General features: G+C 47.8%; 22 protein-coding genes. 9 read left to right on the forward strand and 13 right to left on the reverse strand.

Annotated elements, in window-relative coordinates; genetic code table 11:
- Window positions 1–91 precede the first annotated feature (91 nt).
- Both AC1RJL_RS13705 and AC1RJL_RS13710 read left to right on the forward strand, forming a co-directional pair.
- On the forward strand, window positions 92–949 hold the full coding sequence (locus AC1RJL_RS13705) for a TetR/AcrR family transcriptional regulator (RefSeq protein WP_492914946.1): 858 nt from the start codon (window positions 92–94) through the stop codon (window positions 947–949).
- Between the two features lie 30 nt (window positions 950–979).
- Window positions 980–2365: an 8-oxoguanine deaminase gene (locus AC1RJL_RS13710; protein WP_492914948.1), complete on the forward strand. Its 1386-nt coding sequence runs from the start codon at window positions 980–982 to the stop codon at window positions 2363–2365.
- A 14-nt stretch (window positions 2366–2379) separates the two neighbouring features.
- On the opposite strand, the gene AC1RJL_RS13715 is transcribed toward AC1RJL_RS13710, so the two are convergent.
- From AC1RJL_RS13715 to AC1RJL_RS13725, 3 genes are all read right to left on the reverse strand, one after another.
- Window positions 2380–2805, reverse strand: a complete 426-nt coding sequence (locus tag AC1RJL_RS13715; protein WP_492914950.1) for a VOC family protein — start codon at window positions 2803–2805, stop codon at window positions 2380–2382.
- A gap of 61 nt (window positions 2806–2866) precedes the next feature.
- Window positions 2867–3112: a penicillin-binding transpeptidase domain-containing protein gene (locus AC1RJL_RS13720; RefSeq protein ID WP_492914951.1), complete on the reverse strand. Its 246-nt coding sequence runs from the start codon at window positions 3110–3112 to the stop codon at window positions 2867–2869.
- 230 nt (window positions 3113–3342) lie between these two features.
- Window positions 3343–4854, reverse strand: coding sequence for an OmpA family protein (locus AC1RJL_RS13725; RefSeq protein ID WP_492914953.1), 1512 nt, complete (start codon window positions 4852–4854; stop codon window positions 3343–3345).
- Between the two features lie 380 nt (window positions 4855–5234).
- Between AC1RJL_RS13725 and AC1RJL_RS13730 the strand changes: the two genes are divergently transcribed.
- The 3 genes from AC1RJL_RS13730 (at window position 5235) to AC1RJL_RS13740 (ending at window position 8012) form a co-directional block, all read left to right on the forward strand.
- Window positions 5235–5456: a hypothetical protein gene (locus AC1RJL_RS13730; RefSeq protein WP_492914955.1), complete on the forward strand. Its 222-nt coding sequence runs from the start codon at window positions 5235–5237 to the stop codon at window positions 5454–5456.
- 18 nt (window positions 5457–5474) lie between these two features.
- A complete protein-coding gene (locus tag AC1RJL_RS13735) occupies window positions 5475–5693 on the forward strand; it encodes a hypothetical protein (protein ID WP_492914957.1) in 219 nt (72 codons plus the stop codon).
- Window positions 5694–6002: 309 nt separating this feature from the next.
- Window positions 6003–8012: a hybrid sensor histidine kinase/response regulator gene (locus tag AC1RJL_RS13740; protein WP_492914958.1), complete on the forward strand. Its 2010-nt coding sequence runs from the start codon at window positions 6003–6005 to the stop codon at window positions 8010–8012.
- Window positions 8013–8024: 12 nt separating this feature from the next.
- Here AC1RJL_RS13740 and AC1RJL_RS13745 read toward each other — a convergent pair whose 3' ends face one another.
- From AC1RJL_RS13745 to mutY, 4 genes are all read right to left on the reverse strand, one after another.
- Window positions 8025–9101 carry a flavodoxin family protein gene (locus AC1RJL_RS13745; RefSeq protein ID WP_492914961.1) on the reverse strand — a complete coding sequence of 359 codons (1077 nt, stop codon included), beginning with the start codon at window positions 9099–9101 and terminating at the stop codon, window positions 8025–8027.
- A gap of 143 nt (window positions 9102–9244) precedes the next feature.
- Window positions 9245–10768 carry a PAS domain S-box protein gene (locus AC1RJL_RS13750; RefSeq protein WP_492914963.1) on the reverse strand — a complete coding sequence of 508 codons (1524 nt, stop codon included), beginning with the start codon at window positions 10766–10768 and terminating at the stop codon, window positions 9245–9247.
- A gap of 257 nt (window positions 10769–11025) precedes the next feature.
- The gene (locus AC1RJL_RS13755) at window positions 11026–11304 is read right to left on the reverse strand and encodes an oxidative damage protection protein (protein ID WP_492914965.1); all 279 of its coding nucleotides are present in this window, start codon (window positions 11302–11304) and stop codon (window positions 11026–11028) included.
- A 25-nt stretch (window positions 11305–11329) separates the two neighbouring features.
- Window positions 11330–12430, reverse strand: a complete 1101-nt coding sequence (gene mutY / locus AC1RJL_RS13760; protein ID WP_492914967.1) for an A/G-specific adenine glycosylase — start codon at window positions 12428–12430, stop codon at window positions 11330–11332.
- Between the two features lie 430 nt (window positions 12431–12860).
- On the opposite strand from mutY, the gene AC1RJL_RS13765 reads away from it, so the two are divergent.
- Window positions 12861–13070 carry a hypothetical protein gene (locus tag AC1RJL_RS13765; RefSeq protein ID WP_492914969.1) on the forward strand — a complete coding sequence of 70 codons (210 nt, stop codon included), beginning with the start codon at window positions 12861–12863 and terminating at the stop codon, window positions 13068–13070.
- Between the two features lie 152 nt (window positions 13071–13222).
- Here AC1RJL_RS13765 and AC1RJL_RS13770 read toward each other — a convergent pair whose 3' ends face one another.
- Both AC1RJL_RS13770 and AC1RJL_RS13775 read right to left on the reverse strand, forming a co-directional pair.
- Window positions 13223–15418 carry an AsmA family protein gene (locus AC1RJL_RS13770; protein ID WP_492914971.1) on the reverse strand — a complete coding sequence of 732 codons (2196 nt, stop codon included), beginning with the start codon at window positions 15416–15418 and terminating at the stop codon, window positions 13223–13225.
- A 276-nt stretch (window positions 15419–15694) separates the two neighbouring features.
- Complete coding sequence (locus AC1RJL_RS13775; RefSeq protein ID WP_492914974.1) at window positions 15695–16441, reverse strand: hypothetical protein; 747 nt, start codon at window positions 16439–16441, stop codon at window positions 15695–15697.
- Window positions 16442–16640: 199 nt separating this feature from the next.
- Between AC1RJL_RS13775 and AC1RJL_RS13780 the strand changes: the two genes are divergently transcribed.
- Window positions 16641–16910: a hypothetical protein gene (locus AC1RJL_RS13780; RefSeq protein ID WP_492914976.1), complete on the forward strand. Its 270-nt coding sequence runs from the start codon at window positions 16641–16643 to the stop codon at window positions 16908–16910.
- 14 nt (window positions 16911–16924) lie between these two features.
- Here the strand turns inward: AC1RJL_RS13780 and cysE are convergent, their stop codons facing one another.
- The 4 genes from cysE to AC1RJL_RS13800 are packed head-to-tail and all read right to left on the reverse strand — an operon-like array spanning window position 16925 to window position 20575.
- A complete protein-coding gene (gene cysE / locus AC1RJL_RS13785) occupies window positions 16925–17749 on the reverse strand; it encodes a serine O-acetyltransferase (protein WP_492914978.1) in 825 nt (274 codons plus the stop codon).
- Window positions 17750–17754: 5 nt separating this feature from the next.
- Window positions 17755–18456, reverse strand: coding sequence for an HAD family hydrolase (locus tag AC1RJL_RS13790; protein ID WP_492914980.1), 702 nt, complete (start codon window positions 18454–18456; stop codon window positions 17755–17757).
- Between the two features lie 33 nt (window positions 18457–18489).
- The gene (locus AC1RJL_RS13795) at window positions 18490–19875 is read right to left on the reverse strand and encodes an MFS transporter (protein WP_492914982.1); all 1386 of its coding nucleotides are present in this window, start codon (window positions 19873–19875) and stop codon (window positions 18490–18492) included.
- A 19-nt stretch (window positions 19876–19894) separates the two neighbouring features.
- Window positions 19895–20575, reverse strand: coding sequence for a M15 family metallopeptidase (locus tag AC1RJL_RS13800; RefSeq protein WP_492914984.1), 681 nt, complete (start codon window positions 20573–20575; stop codon window positions 19895–19897).
- 209 nt (window positions 20576–20784) lie between these two features.
- Here AC1RJL_RS13800 and AC1RJL_RS13805 point away from each other — a divergent pair, with 209 nt between their 5' ends.
- Window positions 20785–21078, forward strand: a complete 294-nt coding sequence (locus AC1RJL_RS13805; RefSeq protein ID WP_492914986.1) for a TfoX/Sxy family protein — start codon at window positions 20785–20787, stop codon at window positions 21076–21078.
- 145 nt (window positions 21079–21223) lie between these two features.
- Window positions 21224–21991 (forward strand): cyclic nucleotide-binding domain-containing protein, encoded by a 768-nt coding sequence (locus AC1RJL_RS13810; protein WP_492914989.1) that lies wholly within the window; start codon window positions 21224–21226, stop codon window positions 21989–21991.
- The last annotated feature ends 61 nt before the right edge of the window (window positions 21992–22052 follow it).

Raw genomic sequence — 22052 nt, forward strand, 5'->3', positions numbered from 1 at the left:
CTAATAGCACTGACAACACGGCCGCAACATCAAGGAACAGGCATCACATTGAATGCATGCGGCCGTACAATACAAGCGAGAAACAATAACAATGGCAACTAAGACCACAGCTGTAAAAACACCAATCGCCGACACTGCAACAGCCACTGCAGTAGCAAAAAATCCAGCGGGGAAAACCGCAAACAAAACGACATCCAATACCGCAAAAAAAACCGGCACTACCCGATCAACCAATAAAAGCCCGGCGGTGAAAAATATGGTGACGAAAAAAGCAGAAGCAGCACCGGATTTTAATCCGACTGAAACGCCCACGGGGAAATACAAACCGGGGAAAATCCGCGACCGCAATCTCACCAATATTATCAACGCAGCGGAAGAAGAATTTGTCCACAATGGTTTTCGCGGTGCGAGCATCCAGAATATCGCCGATCGCGCAGGCATTCCCAAAGCCAATGTGCATTACTATTTTAAAAGCAAAACCAATTTGTACGTCGCAGTGCTCGATAACATTATTACCCTGTGGAATGACCTGCTCGGTGAAATCACCGTCGATGATGATCCTGCCGTAGTGCTGGATTTATTTATCCGCAAAAAAGTCGAACTGTCCTACACCCATCCACGGGCATCCAAACTCTATGCGATGGAAATGATTCAGGGCGCTCCGCATTTAAAAGGCTACATCCGCACCGAGATGCGCCAATTTGTCCGTCGCAAAGCGCAGATTATTGAACAGTGGATTGAGCTGGGTCGCATGGATAAAGTTGACCCCATGCATTTGATTTTCCTGATCTGGTCATCGACGCAACACTACGCAGATTTCGATGTAAAAATATTAACCGTCATGAATCGCGCTGAATATGAGCCCGACATGATCAAAGATATTTCCGATTTTTTAAGCCAGATGATTTTAAAAGGCTGCGGACTAAAACCACCGGCCACAGCAAATTAAAACGCAATACCAACCAAGTGATTAACACGCATGACAATTCTTTCATCGGACAGTGCGAGCAGCACTGCCATCTGGATTAAAAATCCCCTCGCCTGCTGTACCGGAAATGCACAGGATGCCAGTAATGGCCTGGTGATTCAGGGCAACAAAATTATTGAACTGGTTACCGCCGGCCAAACACCCACCAGTGAATACCAAAGCAGTTTTGATGCCTCTAGCCACATACTTATTCCAGGCTTGATTAATTGCCATCATCATTTTTACCAAACGCTTACGCGCGCACTACCGGGTGCACTCAACAAGGAATTATTTCCCTGGCTGCAAGCACTCTACCCCGTGTGGTCGAACTTAAATGACGAGGCGATTTTCGCTTCAACCCAATTAGCACTGAGCGAATTATTGCTGTCCGGTTGTACCGCTGCCGCCGATCACCATTACGTATTCAGCAGTATTATGCCGCACGCGATTGATGCACAAGTCGCCGCTGCAAAAACTATCGGCAATCGCGTCACCTTAACGCGCGGCTCCATGAGCCTCGGTCAATCCAAAGGTGGGTTACCACCTGATTCGGTAGTAGAAAGTGATGAAAAAATCCTGAGTGAAAGCGAACGATTAATTAATCGCTATCACGACACCAGCGCAGATTCGTTTTGCCAAATCGCGCTAGCGCCCTGCTCACCCTTTTCCGTCACACCGGATTTAATGCGCGCAACGGCAGTGCTCGCGCAACAAAAAAATGTATTGCTGCATACCCATCTCGGAGAAACCGAAGATGAAAACAATTTCTGCCTGAAACAATTTGGTATGCGCCCGGTGGATTATCTGGATGATGTAGGTTGGTTGAACAACCGCGTCTGGCTCGCACACGGCATTCATTTTAACGATGAAGAAATAGCGCGCCTCGGCCGCGCCTGCGTCGGCGTGTGCCACTGCCCTACCTCTAACATGCTGCTCGCCTCGGGCATGTGTCACACACGGGATTTACAAAAGGCGGGCGCACCGGTCGGATTGGGTGTCGATGGCTCCGCATCCAATGACAGCTCCAATATGATCCAGGAAGTTCGTCAAGCCGTGCTGCTACAAAAATTGCGCTACGGCTCCGCGAATTTCACCCATCTCGATGCACTGCAACTCGCCACCACCGGCAGCGCAACATTATTACACCGCCCCGAGCTCGGCGAATTCGCCATCGGCCAACAAGCTGACCTCGCATTATTCAACCTAAATGAAGCCCGCTTCTCCGGCTACGGTGACCCACTCGCCGCATTAATTTTATGCGGCGCCCACAAAGCCGACTTTGTAATGGTCGGCGGCAAATGGAAAGTGAAACAAGGTGAAATGGTAGATATGGATATCAATGATGTGATGGCACGGCATGGGATTGCCGCGAAAAGATTAAGAGATATGGCAGCATAGGTTTGAACGGTTTGCTACTCATCCGCAGGCAGAAGTTGTGGATTCCACACAACTTCCCACAAGTGTTTATCCAAATCCTGGAAATAACCGGAATAGCCGCCCCAGAAAGTATCCTGAGCGGGCTTAATTATAGTGGCGCCCGCAGCTTTAGCCTGTTTCATTACCGCATCAACTTCCGCTTTTGAAATTACGTTATAGCCGAGTGTAAATTCTGTTGAACTTGATGGTGATACAGAAATACCGGTGTCATGAGCAATACTGTTGCGTGGCCAGACTGCCAGCTTTAAACCTGACTGCAATTCAAAAAAGGCCACCGCACCATATTCAAATTCTTTGCCGACAATACCGTCGGTATGAAGTCCAAGACCTTGCTGGTAAAAATCGACAGCCTTTTCCAAATCATCAACGCCTAGTGTAATTACAGTGATACGTGGTTTCATAAAACTCTCTCCTAAAAGTATTTCCTAAACCAGGTTCCGATATAGAAATAACGTCTTAGCACTATTTACTCCACAGTCCCAAATCCGCCAATAGCTTCAACGTCAGTTCTTTACGATAATCTTTTAACGCAGCAAAGCTTTCAGCCTCTATATAGATTGCAAATACCACAGTTGTTTTACCATTGGTGTCTTTTAAATAACCGACATACCACCCTTCAAATGCCCCATCAACATTATTGGGATCCATAGGGCCAGTGCCTGTTTTGGCGTAGAGCGAAATTGAATTTTTATTTTCTTGCAGCTTCAAAAAATAACTCCCGATAAGTTTATTTTCAGAAAGATATAGGCTAAACACAATACATCACCTATTTAGATCAACTGTAACAATAGCTAAACAGGATAATAGCTTAATCAGAAGGAAGCAAAAATCGGGGATTAAATATAGGGGCGTAGCAATAAAAAAGCGCAGAAGATTGTTATTAAACTAATCACCGGCACTCCCTGCCGGTGATTGGTGTCGATCCATCAATACCTGGATTATCGTGGATAACTCAGCACGATATTTACACGACGGTTTTGTTGCTTGCCTTCCTCAGTGGTGTTGTAAGCAACACGGCGGGTTTTACCAAAACCTTCCGCTGTCAGGCGCGAGCGATCAATACCGAATTTTTCCACCAGATAATCCACCACGTTGGCAGCGCGGCGCTCGGATATTTGTTGGGCTTTTGCAGTAGAAGTAAGATCAGCCGCATGACCTTCCACGTGGGCAGTTACATTTGGATTATCGCGCAGGTAATTTGCCGCTTTCTCCAAATCCGCATGGTACTGCTCATTTACTTTTGTACTGTTCGCATCGAACTCAACCAACGCAGCGACAGTGATGCGAGTTTCCGGCAATGACAGACCAGCAACATCTTTCACACAGTCGATAGTAGTATTAATTCGACGGTTCTGACGTTTACCAGCGTCAGTATCATTAGGGGCTACAGGATCTGCTTCACCGCGTGCAATTGTTGAAATACGCGAGGCATCAATCTGTTGACCTACCAAATATTGCAGCACACTGTCGGCACGACGTTGGGAAAGTGCAATATTCGATTGGTCACTACCGACGCTATCGGTATAGCCTTTAATAACTGCTTTGGTATCCGGATATTTTTTCAGGAAAGCACCTGCTGCATACAATCGCTCGGATTCCGCACGAGGAATTTCAGCGCGATTGATTTCAAATTGGATATCCAACTTGCTGCAATAATCCTGCTGTGCAACAACCGGGTCTGGCAATTTTGGTGGCGGTGGCGCTGGACGACGATCACCAAAACGGTAAACCAAACCGACTGAGTAAAGGTTTACGCTGCCATGATCACCGACCATGTCTTCAATGCGATAACGTTCAGTTTCGATACGCGCTGACAAACGCTCAGTGAATGAATATTCCAAACCGGCACCAAATTTATAGCCAGTATCTTTATCGTCACGGCTCAAGGCTGCAGCCAAGCTTTGGGTACCAACAAAATTTTGCTCTGTCTCGTAGCGGAATGCACCCACACGACCAAACGCAGACAAACGTGGAGTCAACGGCCAGGTACCTACTACATCAATGTTATAACCCTTGTAGTTGGTCTCGGCATTCAATGTGCCTGCGCCGGGAGCACGAGCAACTTCGTAAGTGAAATCACCCAGGTCGGCATAACCAGCTTCCAACGCAAAATACTGATTGAATTGGTAGCCGACAAACAACTTGTAGCCGCGATCTGTCTCATCTTCATCAATAGAGGTCAAGCCGCCACCAATAATAGTATTGGCGATTTCACCGTTGTCGACACTCTCTGCTGTACGGCCATAGTTTCCGCCGATATACCAATGCGGTGGCTCTGCACGGAAATCAAAACCGCCTGGAGCGGTTTCGCCAGCTTGAGAAAATGCCAATGGACTGGTAAAAGCTGCAGCCAGACCGATCGCTTGTGCAAGACGGTTGTAGCGCATTGATGTGGTTAATGTTGCTTTTTTTACCAAAGCAACCTCGGCAGTGATGTGTTGTTTTTTCATGCATTCCTCCTGGAACGTTTCGCAAAAAAGTATTGCAATAAGGATTTATGTTTCTTCGATCACGAGTCATAAAATAACTTATGCCAAAGAACCTCTCGGGATACAGTATCGATTCATACCTTTAAATGTTCAGTGCGATGCCAAACATACTCTATTGCTCCTGTCATCAGGCCGAATCCTACTGATTTGCCCGCCATCGGCGACATTGGAAGGAAAATGCTCCACTGATAGTTTTTATAAAGATATGTTAATAAACAAATAATATCGCCGCATTTTCCATATAGCCTTTAAACAAAAAGATCTTCTTACCGGTAATCGCGAGAAAACATCGTAAAAGTTGGCGCGATCTATGCAAAATCATTAAGACAGTCGATTAAGGTGTGAAAAATCAGCAATTTAGTCGCCTTAATAAACATTTAGCTCAATACAAATGTCTTAATTTCAAAATTATGGAAGTATTTGCAAATGGGAGTATCAAGATGCTTGAAGTGATGAACCAGGAAGAAATGTTTAATGTTGCTTTAGGGGCAACCATTCTGATTTGGGTTTTAATTGGTGGTGCTTACTTTAAACTTGTCGTAGGTAACCGACTTGCTAATTGAATTAGTTGAGGATGTGATATGAAGACCGGTGAACGTTTAGATGTGTACACAGTAGATGGCAACTCCATTGGTTATTTTCTGGATGGCCGCTTGTATGAATACGCTACCAGTACCTGTGTAGGATTCGTCGATGACCAAAATCGTTTTATAAGCCAATCGCAAATAGTCGGACGGTTAAACGGTTCACGGCTTATTAAAAATGATGGAACTACATTTAATCTCGCCAAGCAGCACTGACTGTTTTCCTATTCCTCGTCCGAATCGCATCTCCCCGGTTTTGTGCATAAGCCAAAACTGCTCTGGTTAAATATGTAACTTACCAATCACATGCCAACGCCCCTGCAATAACACTTCAAAAAGTTTAACACCAATACTCAGGGATTATTCACGTAGAAATCACCACAAGAATAATTACCTCACGCTTGGGGCTTAAATATTTTTAGGCTATAAATGTACATCAGTACTCTCGCGGTGATTCGTTTACAGCAATCCAAATATAGCAATCCAAACGACAGCCTCAACTCCAGTGTTTTTTAAGGTTGATACATGACTAGTAATGCGCATGCCCAAAAATTTTTATCCGGTGGCGGGGAAATGGGGCAACGCATTCGTGAGTACGATTGGGATAACAGCTCACTGGGAAATCCCTCCCAGTGGCCGCAAGGGCTTAAAACGACTATCAGACTTATGCTGTCATCAGGGCATCCGATGTTCATTTGGTGGGGACCGGATTTAATCCAGTTTTACAACGATCAATATCGCCCATCAATCGGCTTGGAGCGCCACCCCAGCGCGTTGGGCCAGAAAGGAAAAAGCTGCTGGGAAGAAATATGGACGACTATCGCTCCGGGAATCGATAAAGTGATGCGCGGCGAAGGAAGTATCTGGAATAAAAACCATTTGATTCCCATCACCCGCAATGGCCAACTTGAAGAGGCCTACTGGACCTATAGTTACGATCCCATCTACGATGAAACTGCACCCAATGAAGTGGGTGGCGTTTTAGTCATACTCCTCGAAACAACACATGACATTCACGAGCGACAACAACATCGCGAATCAGAAGCGCGCTGGCGGGAACTCTTTGCCAGCGCTCCCGCCTTTATGTGCGTATACAAAGGCAGCGATCATGTATACGAATATGCAAATGCGCGTTACTACGATTTGATCGGCCGAAAAGAGTTGATTAACCGAACCCTACGCGATGTAGCACCAGAAGTATACGAGCAAGGTTTCGGTGAGTTGCTGGACTACATATACGCTAGCGGCCAATCCCACGTCGGTCTTGCCACACCGGTAACATTCAGGGACAGCGATAATATTGAGCGAAATCTTTTTCTCGATTTTGTGTTGCAGCCAATAATCAATGGCGAAGGCAAAGTGACTGGAATTTTTGCCAACGGTTATGACGTTACTGATCGCATTGTTTTACAGCGATCACTTGAAGAACAAGATCGCCGCAAAGATGAATTCCTGGCAATGCTTGCGCATGAACTGCGCAATCCGCTTGCCCCTATTCGCAATGCCAGTGAACTCTTAACCCAAACAACGCAATACGGTTCCATGTCGCATTCTCTCGGCGATCTTATTAAACGACAGGTCGTGCAATTAACCCGGTTGATTGATGATTTGTTGGAAGTATCGCGAATTTCCCAAGGACGAATGGAATTGCAAATGGGGCCGGTATTGCTCGACCAGGCAATTAAATTTGCAGTTGAATCTACCGCTGCCAGTGTATTGGATAAAAAAATCCGCCTTGTTTACGATTGCAATGAAACATTTTTGTTAATCAATGGTGATTTCGCGCGTATTGCCCAGAGCTTAACCAATCTTATCGTCAATGCAACCAAATACACTGAAGAAGGCGGAAAAATACAAATACATTTGTATCTGGATATTGATCAGGCCGTTATCGATATTACCGATACCGGTATTGGTATAGAAGCGAAAATGCTGGAAAAAATATTCGATCTGTTTACACAAGTTGATAATTCAATCGACCGCAGCCAAGGCGGATTGGGAATTGGATTGTCGGTGGTGAAAACTATCCTTCAAATGCACGGCGGCACTATTACGGCACAAAGTCCGGGATTAGGTAAAGGCGCAACGTTTTCAATTCGAATTCCGATTGTGGCCCACCAGGAATCAAACATAACGCAATATTCAAGCACGATACTGCCGCCATTAAAGTTACTGTTAATCGATGATAACGAGGATGCAACCAATTCGCTGGCGATGCTGTTGAACACAGTAGGGCACGACACCACGGTTACTTATCGCGGGGCTGATGCATTGGTTATTCTGGAGACACAAAAATTCGATGCAATTCTGTTGGATATCGGTTTGCCTGACATCGACGGTTACAAAGTTGCAAAGACAATTCGCGCAGGAAATAAAGACATTATCATTGTTGCTATTTCAGGGTACGGCCAAAGTGAAGATATCCGTAAAGCACTGGCAGCAGGGTTTAGTGATCACCTTACCAAACCTGTTTCACTGGATGTGCTTGAGAAAAAACTGGGTAATTTAGTTGCACAACAAAATCACTCAAAATAATATTTTGGCAACTTATTTTACTCGCGCCGCTTTTACGCTCGCATCAGGCGTTGATAATGTTCCTGCACGCAATTGTGTAACTGAATTGGCAACAGCAATGGCAACATTGCGCACCTCTTGTTGCAGCGCGACATCCTTATCTAAAGTTTGATGGCTTTCAGCGTAGGATTCGTAATAGCCAATGTAGCGATCCAAACGCGACTTAACGCCTGCATCAATTAGTCCCATCCAATCCAGCCAATCAGAAAGCCCGTGCCTTACACCTTCAATTCCTGCGACATCACCATGTACCACCAAACCGTAAGTGCGACCGGCGAGATGTTTTGGATAATCCCATCCTGCCAGTTCAATTTCTTTTGCCTTAACCGCATCTTTTCCTTGCGTCGTAGTCGGATCAGGATTTCCACCGTCGGCGCACACCAACCGGTCAATCATTAACTTCAGAACGCTGGGTGTTTGATACCAATAGACAGGAGTCAAAATGATAACGCCATGAGCCGCAACCCACTTCTCATAAATCTCTGCCATCCAGTCATTGGTTTGCCGCTGCGCATGATTGGGATAACAACTGCACGGCCAATGACACAAAGGCATTGCAGTTGAGACGCATGCTTTGCACGGATGAATATGTTTATCGTAGTCAGATGTCAACAAACTCAAGTCAAGCAAATCAACTTCTATATCAGCTTTGGTTAATTCCTCTTGCGCAAGCAGGCTAAGCCGCCAGGTTTTGGAAATTTCACCCGGGCAAGTACCATCATTGCGTGCTGAGGCGCAGATTAATAAAACACGCGATGGGGTGTTTTTATCTTTTTGTTTTTCTTCAGCTGCATCAAGACGTTTACGCGTCGCTTTCCATTCACTTGAAAGATCGTAATCAGGATCGAAAAATTCCAGACCGGCCTTTTCAGTTAGCGGCGCTTTGTGACCACTTTCGTGATAGTTTTTCCAGGCAACTTCTTCAACTTCGGCCAGAGCATCTTTTACTGCAATAAAAGTCGGATCGACAAATGATTTTTGGAATTCACGATGAAACCCGGCACGGTCCAATTTCTCTGGAGCCTGCCCTGTACGCGGGGTGATTTTCATATAGCCACCTATCAGACTATTTTTTCTGATGGTAGAAGTAGCGAGCCTGTTTATCTGTTCGCATGAGCACTTAGCGCAACAGCCTGTCACGCTTGAACTAGAAGTTAATTAGAAAGAAAATTAGATAATGATTGCGGTTATAGTTATTGGGCCTGCAACCGTTGCACGATTTCAGAAATTTTGTAGGGTTTGGAAATAATCGTAAACCTTGAAGAATATTCTTGCTGCTTTTCTACCATTTCAGCGGTGTAACCCGTCGCCAAAATTATTTGTATTTCAGGAATCATCTCCAATGCGGTATTGGCCAACTCCAAGCCGCTCATGCCGGGCATAACAATGTCGCTGAATAACAATTGCAAATCCGCATTGCGCTGCAATATTTCCACTGCATCGCGGCCGTTGTTCGCGGCCAACACATCATACCCAAGTGCGCGGAATAATTCCGAGGCGGTATCAAGTACTTCAGGTTGATCATCCACCACTAATACTTTGTTATTTTTTTGTAACTGCACCTGTACTGAGTCATCTGCGGCCAATACCGGTAAATATAAACACACCTCAGTACCTTCGCCAAGAGTTGAGTGGATCGACATACCACCTTTGGATTGCTGCATTAAACCGAAAACCTGGCTCAAGCCCAAGCCCGTGCCTTTACCAATGGGTTTGGTGGTGAAAAAAGGTTCTACTACGCGATGCAATTGCTCGGGGGCGATTCCCTCCCCGGTATCGCTCACGGAAAGACATACGTAACGGCCAGCTGCAAGCTCGTCCACTTCACTGGCCTGCAGGTCGACTACACGTGTCTGCAGGGTCACCACACCGCGATCCGTTATCGCATCGCTGGCATTTACCACCAGATTAAGTAGCGCCACTTCAAGCCGCGTTGCATCAACCATTGCCTGGGGCAACGACTGCGCCAACTTAAATTCAAATTTTACTGTGCTTTTTAGCGCGCGACGCAAAACACTTTCGAATGAACTGATGACATGATTCAGATTATGAGGCTCTTGTTTTAGCGGTTGCTGGCGAGCAAAACTCAATAACTGCTGGGTAAGATTCGCACCGCGGGTCGTTGCGCCTTCCATACTATCCAGAATTTTTAAATGCGCGGGATTGGTCGCCGTCAGGCGCAGGATTTCTATTCCATTTGCAATGACGCTGAGCAGGTTATTGAAATCGTGGGCGACACCGCCCGTGAGTCGCCCGAGCGATTCAATCTTTTGCGTCTGGAACAGTGACTCTTTGGCTTTTTCCAGCGCAGCGGCGGCTTCGCGGCGCTCGGTAATATCACGGGTGATTTTTGCGAATCCGATAATGTCACCCTGCGGATTTTTTATCGGATCAATAACCACATGCGCCCAAAACTGCGTGCCGTCTTTGCGCACGCGCAGCCCCTCATCCTCGAACTTACCCTCTTCCAACGCAGTTTTTAACGCGCGGGCAGGCAAGCCGGATGCGTTATCAGCTTCAGTGTAAAAACGGGAGAAATGCTGACCAATAATTTCGCTGGCCGTATAGCCTTTAAAGCGCGCAGCACCAGCATTCCAGCTACTTACAATTCCACTTGGTGAGAGTATGTAGATCGCATAATCCATCACACCCGCCACAAAGAGCCCAAAGTGCTCTGCTTCCACAATGGCTGAATTTACTAGCGTTTCGTTGGTCATGAGCAAATCCCGGCGATTATCAGCAAAAAATTGTTATTTTTTGCAATACTACACCGATGTGAATTGAAGTGCCGTACTTATATCGCGCCTAAACAAAACTGTAACCGATAAACGAGCGTCAATCGGGAGGGCTTGGAATCAATTTGCGCGATTCATTTTTGTTGCAATGATGGAAGCCACCGCCAGCAGTAACGTCCATCATCAAGCCACGACATTTAATCAACTGAGATAACAAGGAGATAAGATAAGGAGTGCCGTTACTCAGTTTTAGCAGGCGGCACAAAACCTTCGGCTTCATCATAGCTGTCGTCGGATAAAAATTTGGTCATCTGCTCGGTCAAATACACTTTGGTGCCCATGTCCATTACGTTCAGGCGCTTTTCATTGATGAGCATTGTCTGGTGCGCCATCCACTCCTGCCAGGCCTTTTTAGAGACGTTGGCATAGAGGTCCTGTCCTTTGGCACCAGGATAGGGCGGCATGTCCAAGCCTTCCAATTCTTGTTTGTATTTGCGGCAAAAAACCATGCGGGTCATGTTTGTTTCTCACTTACTTTATTGATCAGGTTTTGCGCAGGGCTGCGGTTTTTGGTTTAGCTGGAGTTTGATTCACACGCGGATCGAGCTGCGCGAGTTTTTCCAATAATTTTTTTACCGGCGCTGCAAGCCCCAACGCATCGGGTTGATGGGGATTGTACCAGTGCGTGGCGGCTTCACCGATAGCACGCGGGCTTTTGGCCAGTTGGATTAGCACCGGCGTGATATCCAAATGATAGTGGCTAAAAGTGTGGCGATAACTATTCCACTCTTCCAGCTCGACGATTTTGCCGTAGTGATCCTCAACATATTCCCGCGCATTGCGTTCGATATCCAGTTCGGGGAAGCTCCACAATCCGCCCCAAATGCCCTGCGTCGGACGCTGCTGCAATAACAGGTCACCCGCCGGATTGCGCAGCATTAATAATTGCACCGATTTTTCCGGCAATGCCTTCTTCGGCTTTTTACCGGGATAGGCTTGGGGATTCCCTTGGGCAAAGGCAACGCAGCCTATGTGTATCGGGCATTGGTCGCATTTGGGCTTGCTGCGCGTGCAGAGCGTAGCGCCCATATCCATCATCGCCTGGGTGTAATGATTGGCGCGGGCTTTAGGCGTGTAGGCCTCGGCGATTTCCCACAACTGGTTGGCAACGTCCAACTGCCCTGGCCAGCCGTCAACGGCGTGGTAGCGGGCAAGCACGCGCTTGACGTTGCCATCCAAAATGGCGGCGCGCTTCTGGAACGCGATACTGACTATTGCCCCGGCCGTGGAGCGACCTATTCCAGGAAGCTCAGCGAGTTCAGTGACTGTTGCAGGAAACTCGCCGCCGTATTGGCTCACCACTGCTTTCGCGCACTTGTGTAAATTGCGCGCACGGGCGTAGTAGCCCAAGCCGGTCCACAAATGCAGAACTTCATCAATTGGCGCCGCCGCAAGGGATTCAACTGTCGGGAAGCGCGCAATAAAACGCTCGAAATAGGGAATTACAGTAGTGACCTGGGTTTGCTGCAACATAATTTCTGACAGCCAAACGCGATAGGCGCTGATGTCCTGCTGCCAGGGCAAATGTTTGCGCCCATGCTTGTCAAACCATTTAAGCACCGGCGAGGAAAAAGAAGAGGCCATAACAAACTCACGCTAAAAACCAATAAATAGACAGGCGCGGATTCTAACAGGCCGGAGGGAAACTATCTGCAAGCAACGAATGCCCGCCAAATACTGACGCGAGAGATTTTTACAAACCGTTTTGCCAATTCCGGATTGGCATGGGGGAATCAAACCACTCACTATCATCATAGTGAGCCTGGATTAAATTGACGTGAATAAGAAATTTCCCATGGAATATCGCTCACGGTAATGCTGATCAAAACCTGAAAATCCGCTGCTTTCGCGACCTATTTGGCATGTAATCAAGCCCAAGCCTACACGGGATTTCCTGCCACAACACCACGAAAAAATAGCACTTCAAAAACATGGCATATCGATTGCTTAAGGACAGTCAGGAAACAAACAACTGTTTCAAATTGACATCAACACGAGAACAAGAAGGTATCCAATGATGACACCAAAAGAACTGGGAAAGTGGGCCAAAACTGTTGGCATTAATGCACCGACGCTGGACGCAGGTTTGGCTTGCTGGATAAAAAATGCAACGCCGGAAGAGAGAAAACAATATCACGTCGAATGGTGGGAAGGCTGGTACGAAGCACTTGATGAATTTATTTCATTTCAACAAGCTAATTTTGAAAATCGCTCTGCCGCTTAAGATTTTTGCTCAAGCTCACGCGTGCCGCTATGGTCTAACACGCGTGAGACTATTTCTTTAGCTACTGCATTACTCAGATAAAACCGCGCAATTTTTTCATCCCTTTCATTAAGTGCACGCCTATTCAACTGCTAATGGTTATCGTCAATATTTTATTGTGCCGCTGAAGATTCACTTGCTGCTTCGGTTTCGGCAGCACTGGTTGCTGTTTCTGCTGCAGGTGTAACAGCGGCGGCAGATGATCCTGCGTCTTTAGTTAAACGCTGCTGTAATTTATCGAGGAGGCGATTCTTCTCTTTATCGACTTTCTCTTTCAGCTCCTCTTTTTTCTCTTCGTATTTTACACCGTGTTTTTCTTTAAGTTTATAGACGGCGTAATCTTTGGTTAGCTCACGCAATAAGGTGCTGTCGGGTCGGCAATCTTTAAGGGGATTGATTTCGTCAAACGAACCGCGGCAGCGCAGCAACTCCAAGCCGCGCTCCAGCCAGTATTGGCTGCCAATGCTGCAGCCACCATTACTGGTGGTCACTGCAACTTGCTCGGCGGTAACTGTGTCAGTTTTGTCTTTCAGTAATTTCAAGGGCAGGAAGATATCGTATTCATCGGTTGCGAGATTTATTTTACCCGTTGAACCCAATTGCAATTTTTCTACGCCAGCTTTGAACGTATCAATGGTGACAATTTGATCGCGAATTTTTACGCTGCCAGACAACTCACTCATTTCCGTGTAAGCATTCCATTTTTGAGTGGGTGCTTCTGATTGATTTACCAGGTTAACTAACTTACAAAACTGCTCCTCCAGATTGATAGGCGATACCTGCACCTGTGCACCAGAGAAATTAGCATTGCTGCGCAATGATTTGAATAGTTGATTGACGCTGTTGCCTTGCGCCGACCCCAACGCCCGCAATTGCACCGCACCTTTCAAACCAAATTTCGAATCCATTTCCTGATCTTTTAATAGCGGCTCCAATTCCAAGCCGGTAACGCCCGCATCAAATTGCAACTGTGATTGTGAGCCGCGTGCATCCAGTTGGCCCTTTGCGATAATCGTGCCCGAGTAAGCTTTAGCGCTCAGTTCCGGCTCGATCATGCCATTTTTGGCGAGCACTTTTAGCACGACATTTTCCAGATCAATTTTATTGATCGTCATTTTTTGCAGCGATAATTTTGCGTTGATGTTAAAGCTGCGCAGCAATTCGATAGGAAGCTCGGTATCGTCGGCCGGGGATTTTGCAGGTGGTGTAACCGGTGTATTCACGGCAGCAGCAGGCGCAGGCGTTTCTGTCGGCGGTGGCAAATAATTATCGACGTTAATGGTATCGCCATCCAACACCACCTGGAGCGCGCTGGTACTGAAATCAGTGACTGCAATACTGCCTTTAAATGAAGTGCTGTCCAGGGCTAATTGCAGATTATCCAATTTCACTTTTGTTGCACTGCCGTCGATGCTCGATGAAAACGCGACTTTGCTGAGCGCATTTTTATCGGCGGTATCCAATGATGTGCCCAAGGCCGCGAGCAATTTACGCGCATTGGTTTCGGCAAGTTTTAATTGCCCCTGGTAGGCGAGATTATTTTGCAAATCGGTGAGTGCGAGCGAATAAGCAAGATCCAGCGTAGCGGATTCTTTACCCTTGATGTCCAGCTTCAATTTGCCGTCATCCAACTTGATATTGCTGAAAGCACTATCAACGCTGAGGTTGTTGCTTACCTTGCCCTGCACTTCCAATTTATCGCCACCAGTGGGGGTTAGCTCCGCGACAAACGACAATTCCATCGGGAAGGGAGTTGAGCGCAAGTTGACATCGCTCATCGATACATTTAAATCGCGCAGTTCAACTTTCTGGCCGGATTGCGCATCCGTGTAAGTAACCTTTGAACTGGTCAGGCTGATGTTCTGGATATCCAGTTTTAAATTGGCGTCGGTTGCTGGTGCCGGTTGCGGAGCGGTTTTATCTTGCTTGATCAACGCCTCCCAGTTGCCCTTACCCGCCGCATCAACACTGAGCGAGACGTTGGCGCCATCCACTGCGATGTGATCCACTTTGAATTCGCCGAAAAACAGCGGCATTAATGCCAGCATCAAACTCGCTTGTTTGAGTTCGGCGATAGACTGGTCGGGTGTCTCCAGTGCGGCGACGCGCACCGCGTTTACCGCCACCCCCAAACTGGGCCATAAGTTCCAGCCGAGGTCGCCGTTAATTTGCAGTGCAATTCCTTGATCCCTGGCAATCGCTTCAATACGTGGTTTGAATTTATTGGCATCCACCAGAAAAACAAAGGCTAACACCAAGACAATAAGCAGCCCGATAAAGGCTCCGAGAATTTTTACCGCAAGTTTCATAACAATACCTCTCAGCGTCCTTTTGATGCAAAGCAGGACACCGCGGCGCCCCGATACTTGGTTTAGAAGGGAGTTTAGGAGGAAAGTGCCACAAGAGCCAATTAAAAACCGACGCAGTTCACAGTATCAGTCTTGCCGTTGCAGGTATCTCAGTGCCACTTTCAATGATATGCACGACGGCAATGCCCAGCGCTTGGTGTGGCATAGGCGCCAGTCTATCTACCATAAAAAAACGCGCATCCCGTTGTCCGGATGCGCGTTTTTTTATGGTAGATGTTAGTTGCCGGAATCCGCCAGACGCAGGCCACTGATATCCGGGCTCACCGGTTTGACATTCGACTTCAGCTGCCCCAAGTCGCTGCCTGCTGGCGCCAAACCAAAATCGCCCACCTCGACGACTGCTGGCAATACAAGCTGGCGCTCATCTTCAGTCAGCAAATCGCTGCCCGCTGCAGCAATTTCCCAATCTTCGAATTCAATCTCGACCAATGGCAATTCGAGCTTTTCATCGGCATTGATGAGATCAGCCCCAACAGCAGCCAGGCCCAAGTCGGGCGCAACTACCTGGGCGACTATCTCTTCATGGGCTTCGCTGCTATCCAACAGATTTCCCTCCGCCGGTCGCAAACTCAAACCGGAGATATCGACCTGTACCGGTGTCGGTTGTGCCGGACGTTCACGCGCCGGAAGTAAATCCGCCCCGAGCGGTGCCAGAGTCCAAACGGGAGTCGCAGCCTCAACTACCCGCCGTACAGGAGCCGGCTTGGGTGCAGCATTGGCAGGGCTAGCGTCGGTGGGGCAGACTTCAACCATCGCCCCGGCTTTGACCAGCGCATCGCGATATTTATTGGCAGTAGCTTCATCAAGGTTGCGCTTGAGCGGTACCGGACGGCCGGTAAACAACGCATCGATTTTGGCAGCATCCGCTTTAAACAGCTGTTGCAGCTTCAGTTTGACATCGACCAACTGGTGGCCGAAAACAATATCGCCGCGGAAAATAATGTCGAACTCGGGAGCGCTCATAAATCCAAAAATCCTGTCGATAAAAATGCATCACTTAAATGGTAGCACTCACGCCTCCAAATGCTGGCTCGGCGGCGTTTGTACACGCAAGAGCGATAAACAGCGCACACAATGTAACCAATCAGTCTTAATCCGTACTGGCAGGCAGCCGAAGCCACGACCATACTGAATGCCTACACTGCGAGGGAGTGGTCGAACTATGTTGCCTTTTATCCAAAAGAAACTGCAAGACAATCGGTTAGTAGTGGACGGTACACTCAGTGCTCACGGCAATGCGCGCATCAAAGTAGAACAGGATATTGCATTTCTGACTGACCGTATCAACGCCATGAAGGTGCATCCGCGCCCTAACACCATGCTCATTGAACATTACCAATCCATGCTCAAAAGCCGTGAGTCGGTGCTTAAATGGCTGCTCGATGGTTGCGATGATGAAACCACGTCCATCACCGATCAACGTAGCGCCTGACCTGAATTACTTGATTAATTAGCATCGCCATCTTCGTTGAGGTGGTGATCCATATCCAATGCCGGGGCGTATCCTTTGGGACGCCCTACCGGTTTCGCCGGAACTCCCGCCACAGTCGTATGAGGTGCAACCGCATCCAGTACGACACTACCCGCACCAATTTTTGCGCCCTCACCTATCTCGATATTCCCTAATATTTTTGCGCCCACACCAATTAATACACCGCGACGAATCTTGGGGTGACGATCGGTTTTTACGCAGCCGCTACCGCCCAGCGTTACACTGTGCAGCATGGACACATCATCCTCAATCACTGTGGTTTCACCAATCACCACACCGGTTGCATGGTCGATCATAATGCCGCTACCGATTTGTGCACCGGGATGAATGTCGACATCAAATGCTTGCGAAATCTGGTGCTGGAAATAGAGCGCGAGCGGATTGCGCCCCTGTTGCCACAACCAGTGCGCAACGCGCCAGGATTGCAGCGCGTGATAGCCTTTGAAAAATAAAAATGGCATGCAGTATTTATTACACGCCGGATCGCGTTCGCGATGCGCGCGAATATCGGCGCGCATCGCAAGTTCAATATTCGCATCGGCGCGCATGGCTTGCTCAAATACTTCACGCAACATCATGGCCGGCAAGGTCTGGCTATCCAATTTATTGGCCAGATGAAAACTGATCGCCGCCGGAAAAGAAGCATGGTTTAAAATCGCAGCGTGATAAAAACTGGCCAGCACAGGTTCGTCTGCACTTGCCTGCTTTGCCTCTGCGCGAATTTCCTGCCACACATCCAGCGAAGCTGTCATATGTACTGATGTTGGTGAATTGGACATAACAATCAGGGCTTTAAAATTAACGGAATTAATTCATCCATCGAGAAAAATACTTCTGCACCCAACGCATGCATTTGCGGCAATAAAATATTATCGCTGCCGTCGTTATTAGGCGGACAATAACCCAGCGGACGCATACCCGCTGCCACAGCCGCCTGGATACCGGTAAGCGAATCTTCCACTACAACTGTCTGCGCTGCAGGTACATTTAACGTTTTTGCTGCATGCAAAAATAAATCCGGCGCAGGCTTGCCGCGCGTGACATCTTCAAAGCTAAACACTCGTCCCTGCACATAGGAAATGATGCCGGTTTTAGCCAGGGTCATGCGCATCTTTTCATGCTTGCCATTGGAGGCAACACAGAATGGAATATTGTGATCGCGCAAATAATCCAATACCGCCATCACTCCTTTTACCGGCTCAAGCTGTTGCTCGCACACCACCAGGGTTTGCAATTGCACATGACGCCAGAATTGCGCACCCTGCTCGGCCCTTTCTGCGTCAGAATAGCCTCTCCAGGATTCCAATTGCGATAATTCTTCGGTGATCATACGGATACAATCAGCTACTGATTTTCCGCGATAGGTTTCCAGAATATAGTCCGCACCTAAAGTCACACCTAGATCTTGTAAACAATCACTCGATACTTGTGCAGAAATAATTTCGCTATCGACCAACACACCATCACAATCAAAAATAATTAACATACTTAATGACTACCTCTGCAATATCACTTGAATTCAGTTGGATACATTGGAAGACGACGCCGGATAAGGCGCCTTCAATAAAATCGCAAAACCCAACACTAAAAATACAATCAACGCCGCCATGCCGATACGCGCCGAATCGGTATAGAGCGTTAAACTCGCGACTGCCATGGGAGCCAAAAATGCAGTGGCGCGACCGGAGAGTGCATACAAACCAAAGTAGCGACCGGCTTCATCTATACTGACACTACGCGCCAAATAAGAACGCGATGACGCTTGCACCGGGCCAAAGGCCAAACCAATTAATAAACCGAAGCCGATGTAAAATTTTTCTGCCGGTGTCGCAAATAATCCGCCGGTATCTTCCACCGACAATTGCACCAAGCCAAATAAACTGTAGCCGGGGCCGGTAGAAATAATGCCGACAGTAGCGATAATCAAACAGCCAAGACTAAGTAATACGACGGTTTTTGATCCCATGCGTGCATCCAGTCGCCCGGCATAAATGCAACCGCCGATAGCGACAACCAATAGTAAAATGCCGTAAATTCCCATCTCGATTGTCTGCCAGCCAAACATGCCCGCTGCAAATGTGCCGCCCAATGCAAGCAGGCCATTTACACCATCCTGGTAAGTCATACGCGCAATTAAAAAGCGTAAAATACCGCGACGACGAACCAATTCACCCAAGGTATTTTTTAATTCGCCAATGCTTTCTTTCACGGCTTTTGCGAGCGGAATACCTGTGTTGGTATCCGGGGTAAATAAAAACATCGGCAAAATAAATAACAAATACCAGAGCGCGGCATAGGGGCCGGTGATGCGCGCATCTTCGCCTTGCACTGCATCCAAACCAAATAGGGGGGCGATACCCAGCAAGGTTTTTCCGGTCGCAGGATTGCCTGCCAGCAACAACAGTACGCTGAATAACACCACTAACCCGCCGAGATAACCCAAACCCCAGGCGAAGTTGGAAATGCGGCCAATCTCCGCTTGCGGAATCAAGCGCGGCATCATCGAATCATTAAATACAATTGAAAATTCTGCCGCAATCATCGCCACAATAATGCACAACATTGGCAGCCATAACGCTGAACCGGGTGCAGCGAACCAGAGCAACAGCAGTGCAACAATTTTGATACTGGCGAAAAATGCGATCCAGCGCTTGCGCGCGCCGGTTGCATCGGCAATCGCGCCCAACACAGGAGCCAGCAACGCGATAACAACACCGGCAATCGTCACGGTATAACCCCAGGCCGCCTGGCCAGCAACCGGATCATCCGCGAGGCGCGATACAAAATAGGGGCCGAAAATAAAGGTAACGACCACCGTAAAAAACGGCTGCGCAGCCCAATCAAATAGCATCCATGAGCGGATCGCTTTGGCGGAAACCGGAGTGGCTAATGCAGGATTTTTCAAAAATTATTCCTTAGGCTCACTATTCAACACAAATAAAACGCTGGTAGATTTCATCGAGGTTTTCCAGTACCGCTTGCTTTAATTCCAACTCGGTTTGCTCAAGTTGCTGACGTAACAACTGCACAGTCAATTGCTGTGCAAACCCTTTCGCCAGCGGCGCATAACTCAAATGCCATGGCTCGGGCGCTATGCCACCGCGATCCTGTGTATAGGGACGATAAAAATCGCTGGAGCCCAATACCAACTCATCGCCCAACCAGCGATGCAATTCAGCAAAAGGGCCATCACCTTGTGTTTCCTCAACGGTTAACTGCAATTGATATTCAGCATTAATGCGCGAGCCGTCGTATACATCGATATCGGTACCCCAATGGTGGCGCGACGCACCGGGCAAGGCAGACCAGCGCAGGATGGCAAATACTTTATCGCGCTCGGATAACAGATTGATATCAATCGCAACCCCGGCATCATTCAATACCGGACGCAGGCCCCGCGCCTTGTTATTCCAAATCAACAATTGCCGTTCAAAACTGCGATAGCTGCTCGCCACTTTCAAAATAAATCCGGCACTGGCGGCACGCTGCTGTAAAAACGCCAGTGGTTTAACCAACTGTTGATGAACCCGGCATGACAGCGACGGCATTTCCACCAGTTCGCGCTCATCCAACCCGAGCAACAAATTTTCAGTCCAATCAATCATGCAGCAACCTTGTCAAGCTGGATTTATAGATGAAACTTTTTGCAAAATATTGCGCCATTGGGTTGCTTTAAATACACCATTGATCGCGATTTGTGCCGCAGTCGCCAGAAAACAATTGCACAAGACATGCAAGTATGTAAGATAAGGCTGCGCTGTAAACGGAAATTTAAAACACAACATCCGATAATAATAAATGGAGATTGCACTGTATGACTGCCTGTCATAGTGAGTTATTGCAATTAAAGAATCTTGGAATGGCATCGGTTAATATCCTTCGCGCTATAGGGATCAATACCTACGCCGATCTCAAACGCACTGGCGCCGTTGAGGCATATCGCCGTATACGGGCCCGCGATATCAATGTTTCCAAAGTCATGCTCTACGCCTTGCAGGGTGCGTTGATGGATGTACATTGGAACGATATCCCCCCTGATTTAAAAGCCCGACTGGTCAGCGAAGCTGAAATGCCGGACCAGGGGAACTTCAATCAGGCGACGGCATGAAAATGCGCACAAAATCTCAATCGGTTAACAGACTGGGGTTTTAAACGCAGATTTTTCCCCGACACAGGCTACACTAAAAGCGCCTTATTAGCGCTTTTTTGTAACCGAGGGGTATATGCATCTTCCTACCAAACAATCTGACCTTATGTCTGAGCTCGCAGCCAGGTTGCGTGGACTCACCGAGCTTTTATGCGCACAAGTCGTACCCGCTGATGAGCCATTTGTCATAGAGGCAAATAGCGATATTTTTGCCGACATCGCCCCTACGCGTGTACTGCTGATTATCGAAGGCCAGGTTGATTACTACCTGCACAACAAACTGGTGATGCACTTCTCCGAAGGCGACTTGCTCGGCCTGCCCCGCTCGCTCAACCTCCCCCAGGGGCAATTCAGCTGTAAAACTCCGATCACTGTAGTGACCTATGATCGCGACGCATTGGTTGAACAGGCTAATAACGACCTTAAATCCCAGCGCAACTGGGCTTATTTCCTGCTCTGTAATATCAGCTATTATGAACAGGCATTAACCCAGGAACTGCGCACCGAATTCCAACCTTCCGCCGGATTCCTGCATTTCCAGACTGGCGATACCATCATCAATCAGGGCGACGTTGCCGACCGGGTTTATACCTTACTGGAAGGCTCGGCCGATGCCGTCTGTGATGGCGTAAAAGTGGGCGAGATACACGCCAATGAAATTTTCGGCGCGCTTGCCGTATTTACTCGCCAAACACGCATTGCCTCGGTAGTTGCCACCAGCGATTGCACCGTATTGGCGGTGCGCAAAGAAGAGTTCATTGCACTCATCGAGCACCAGCCGCAAATTTGCCTCGGCCTGATTGAAGAGATGGCAGCTAAAATCAACCAGCTCAACAATCAATTGCTGCAATTAAAATCATCGCAGGCAAACTAAATAAGAATTTTTCTCAAAAACACTTGACGATGAAAATGAGAACGATTACTGTTAACTCACT

This window comes from Cellvibrio sp. GW822-FHT04B05, assembly GCF_058800985.1.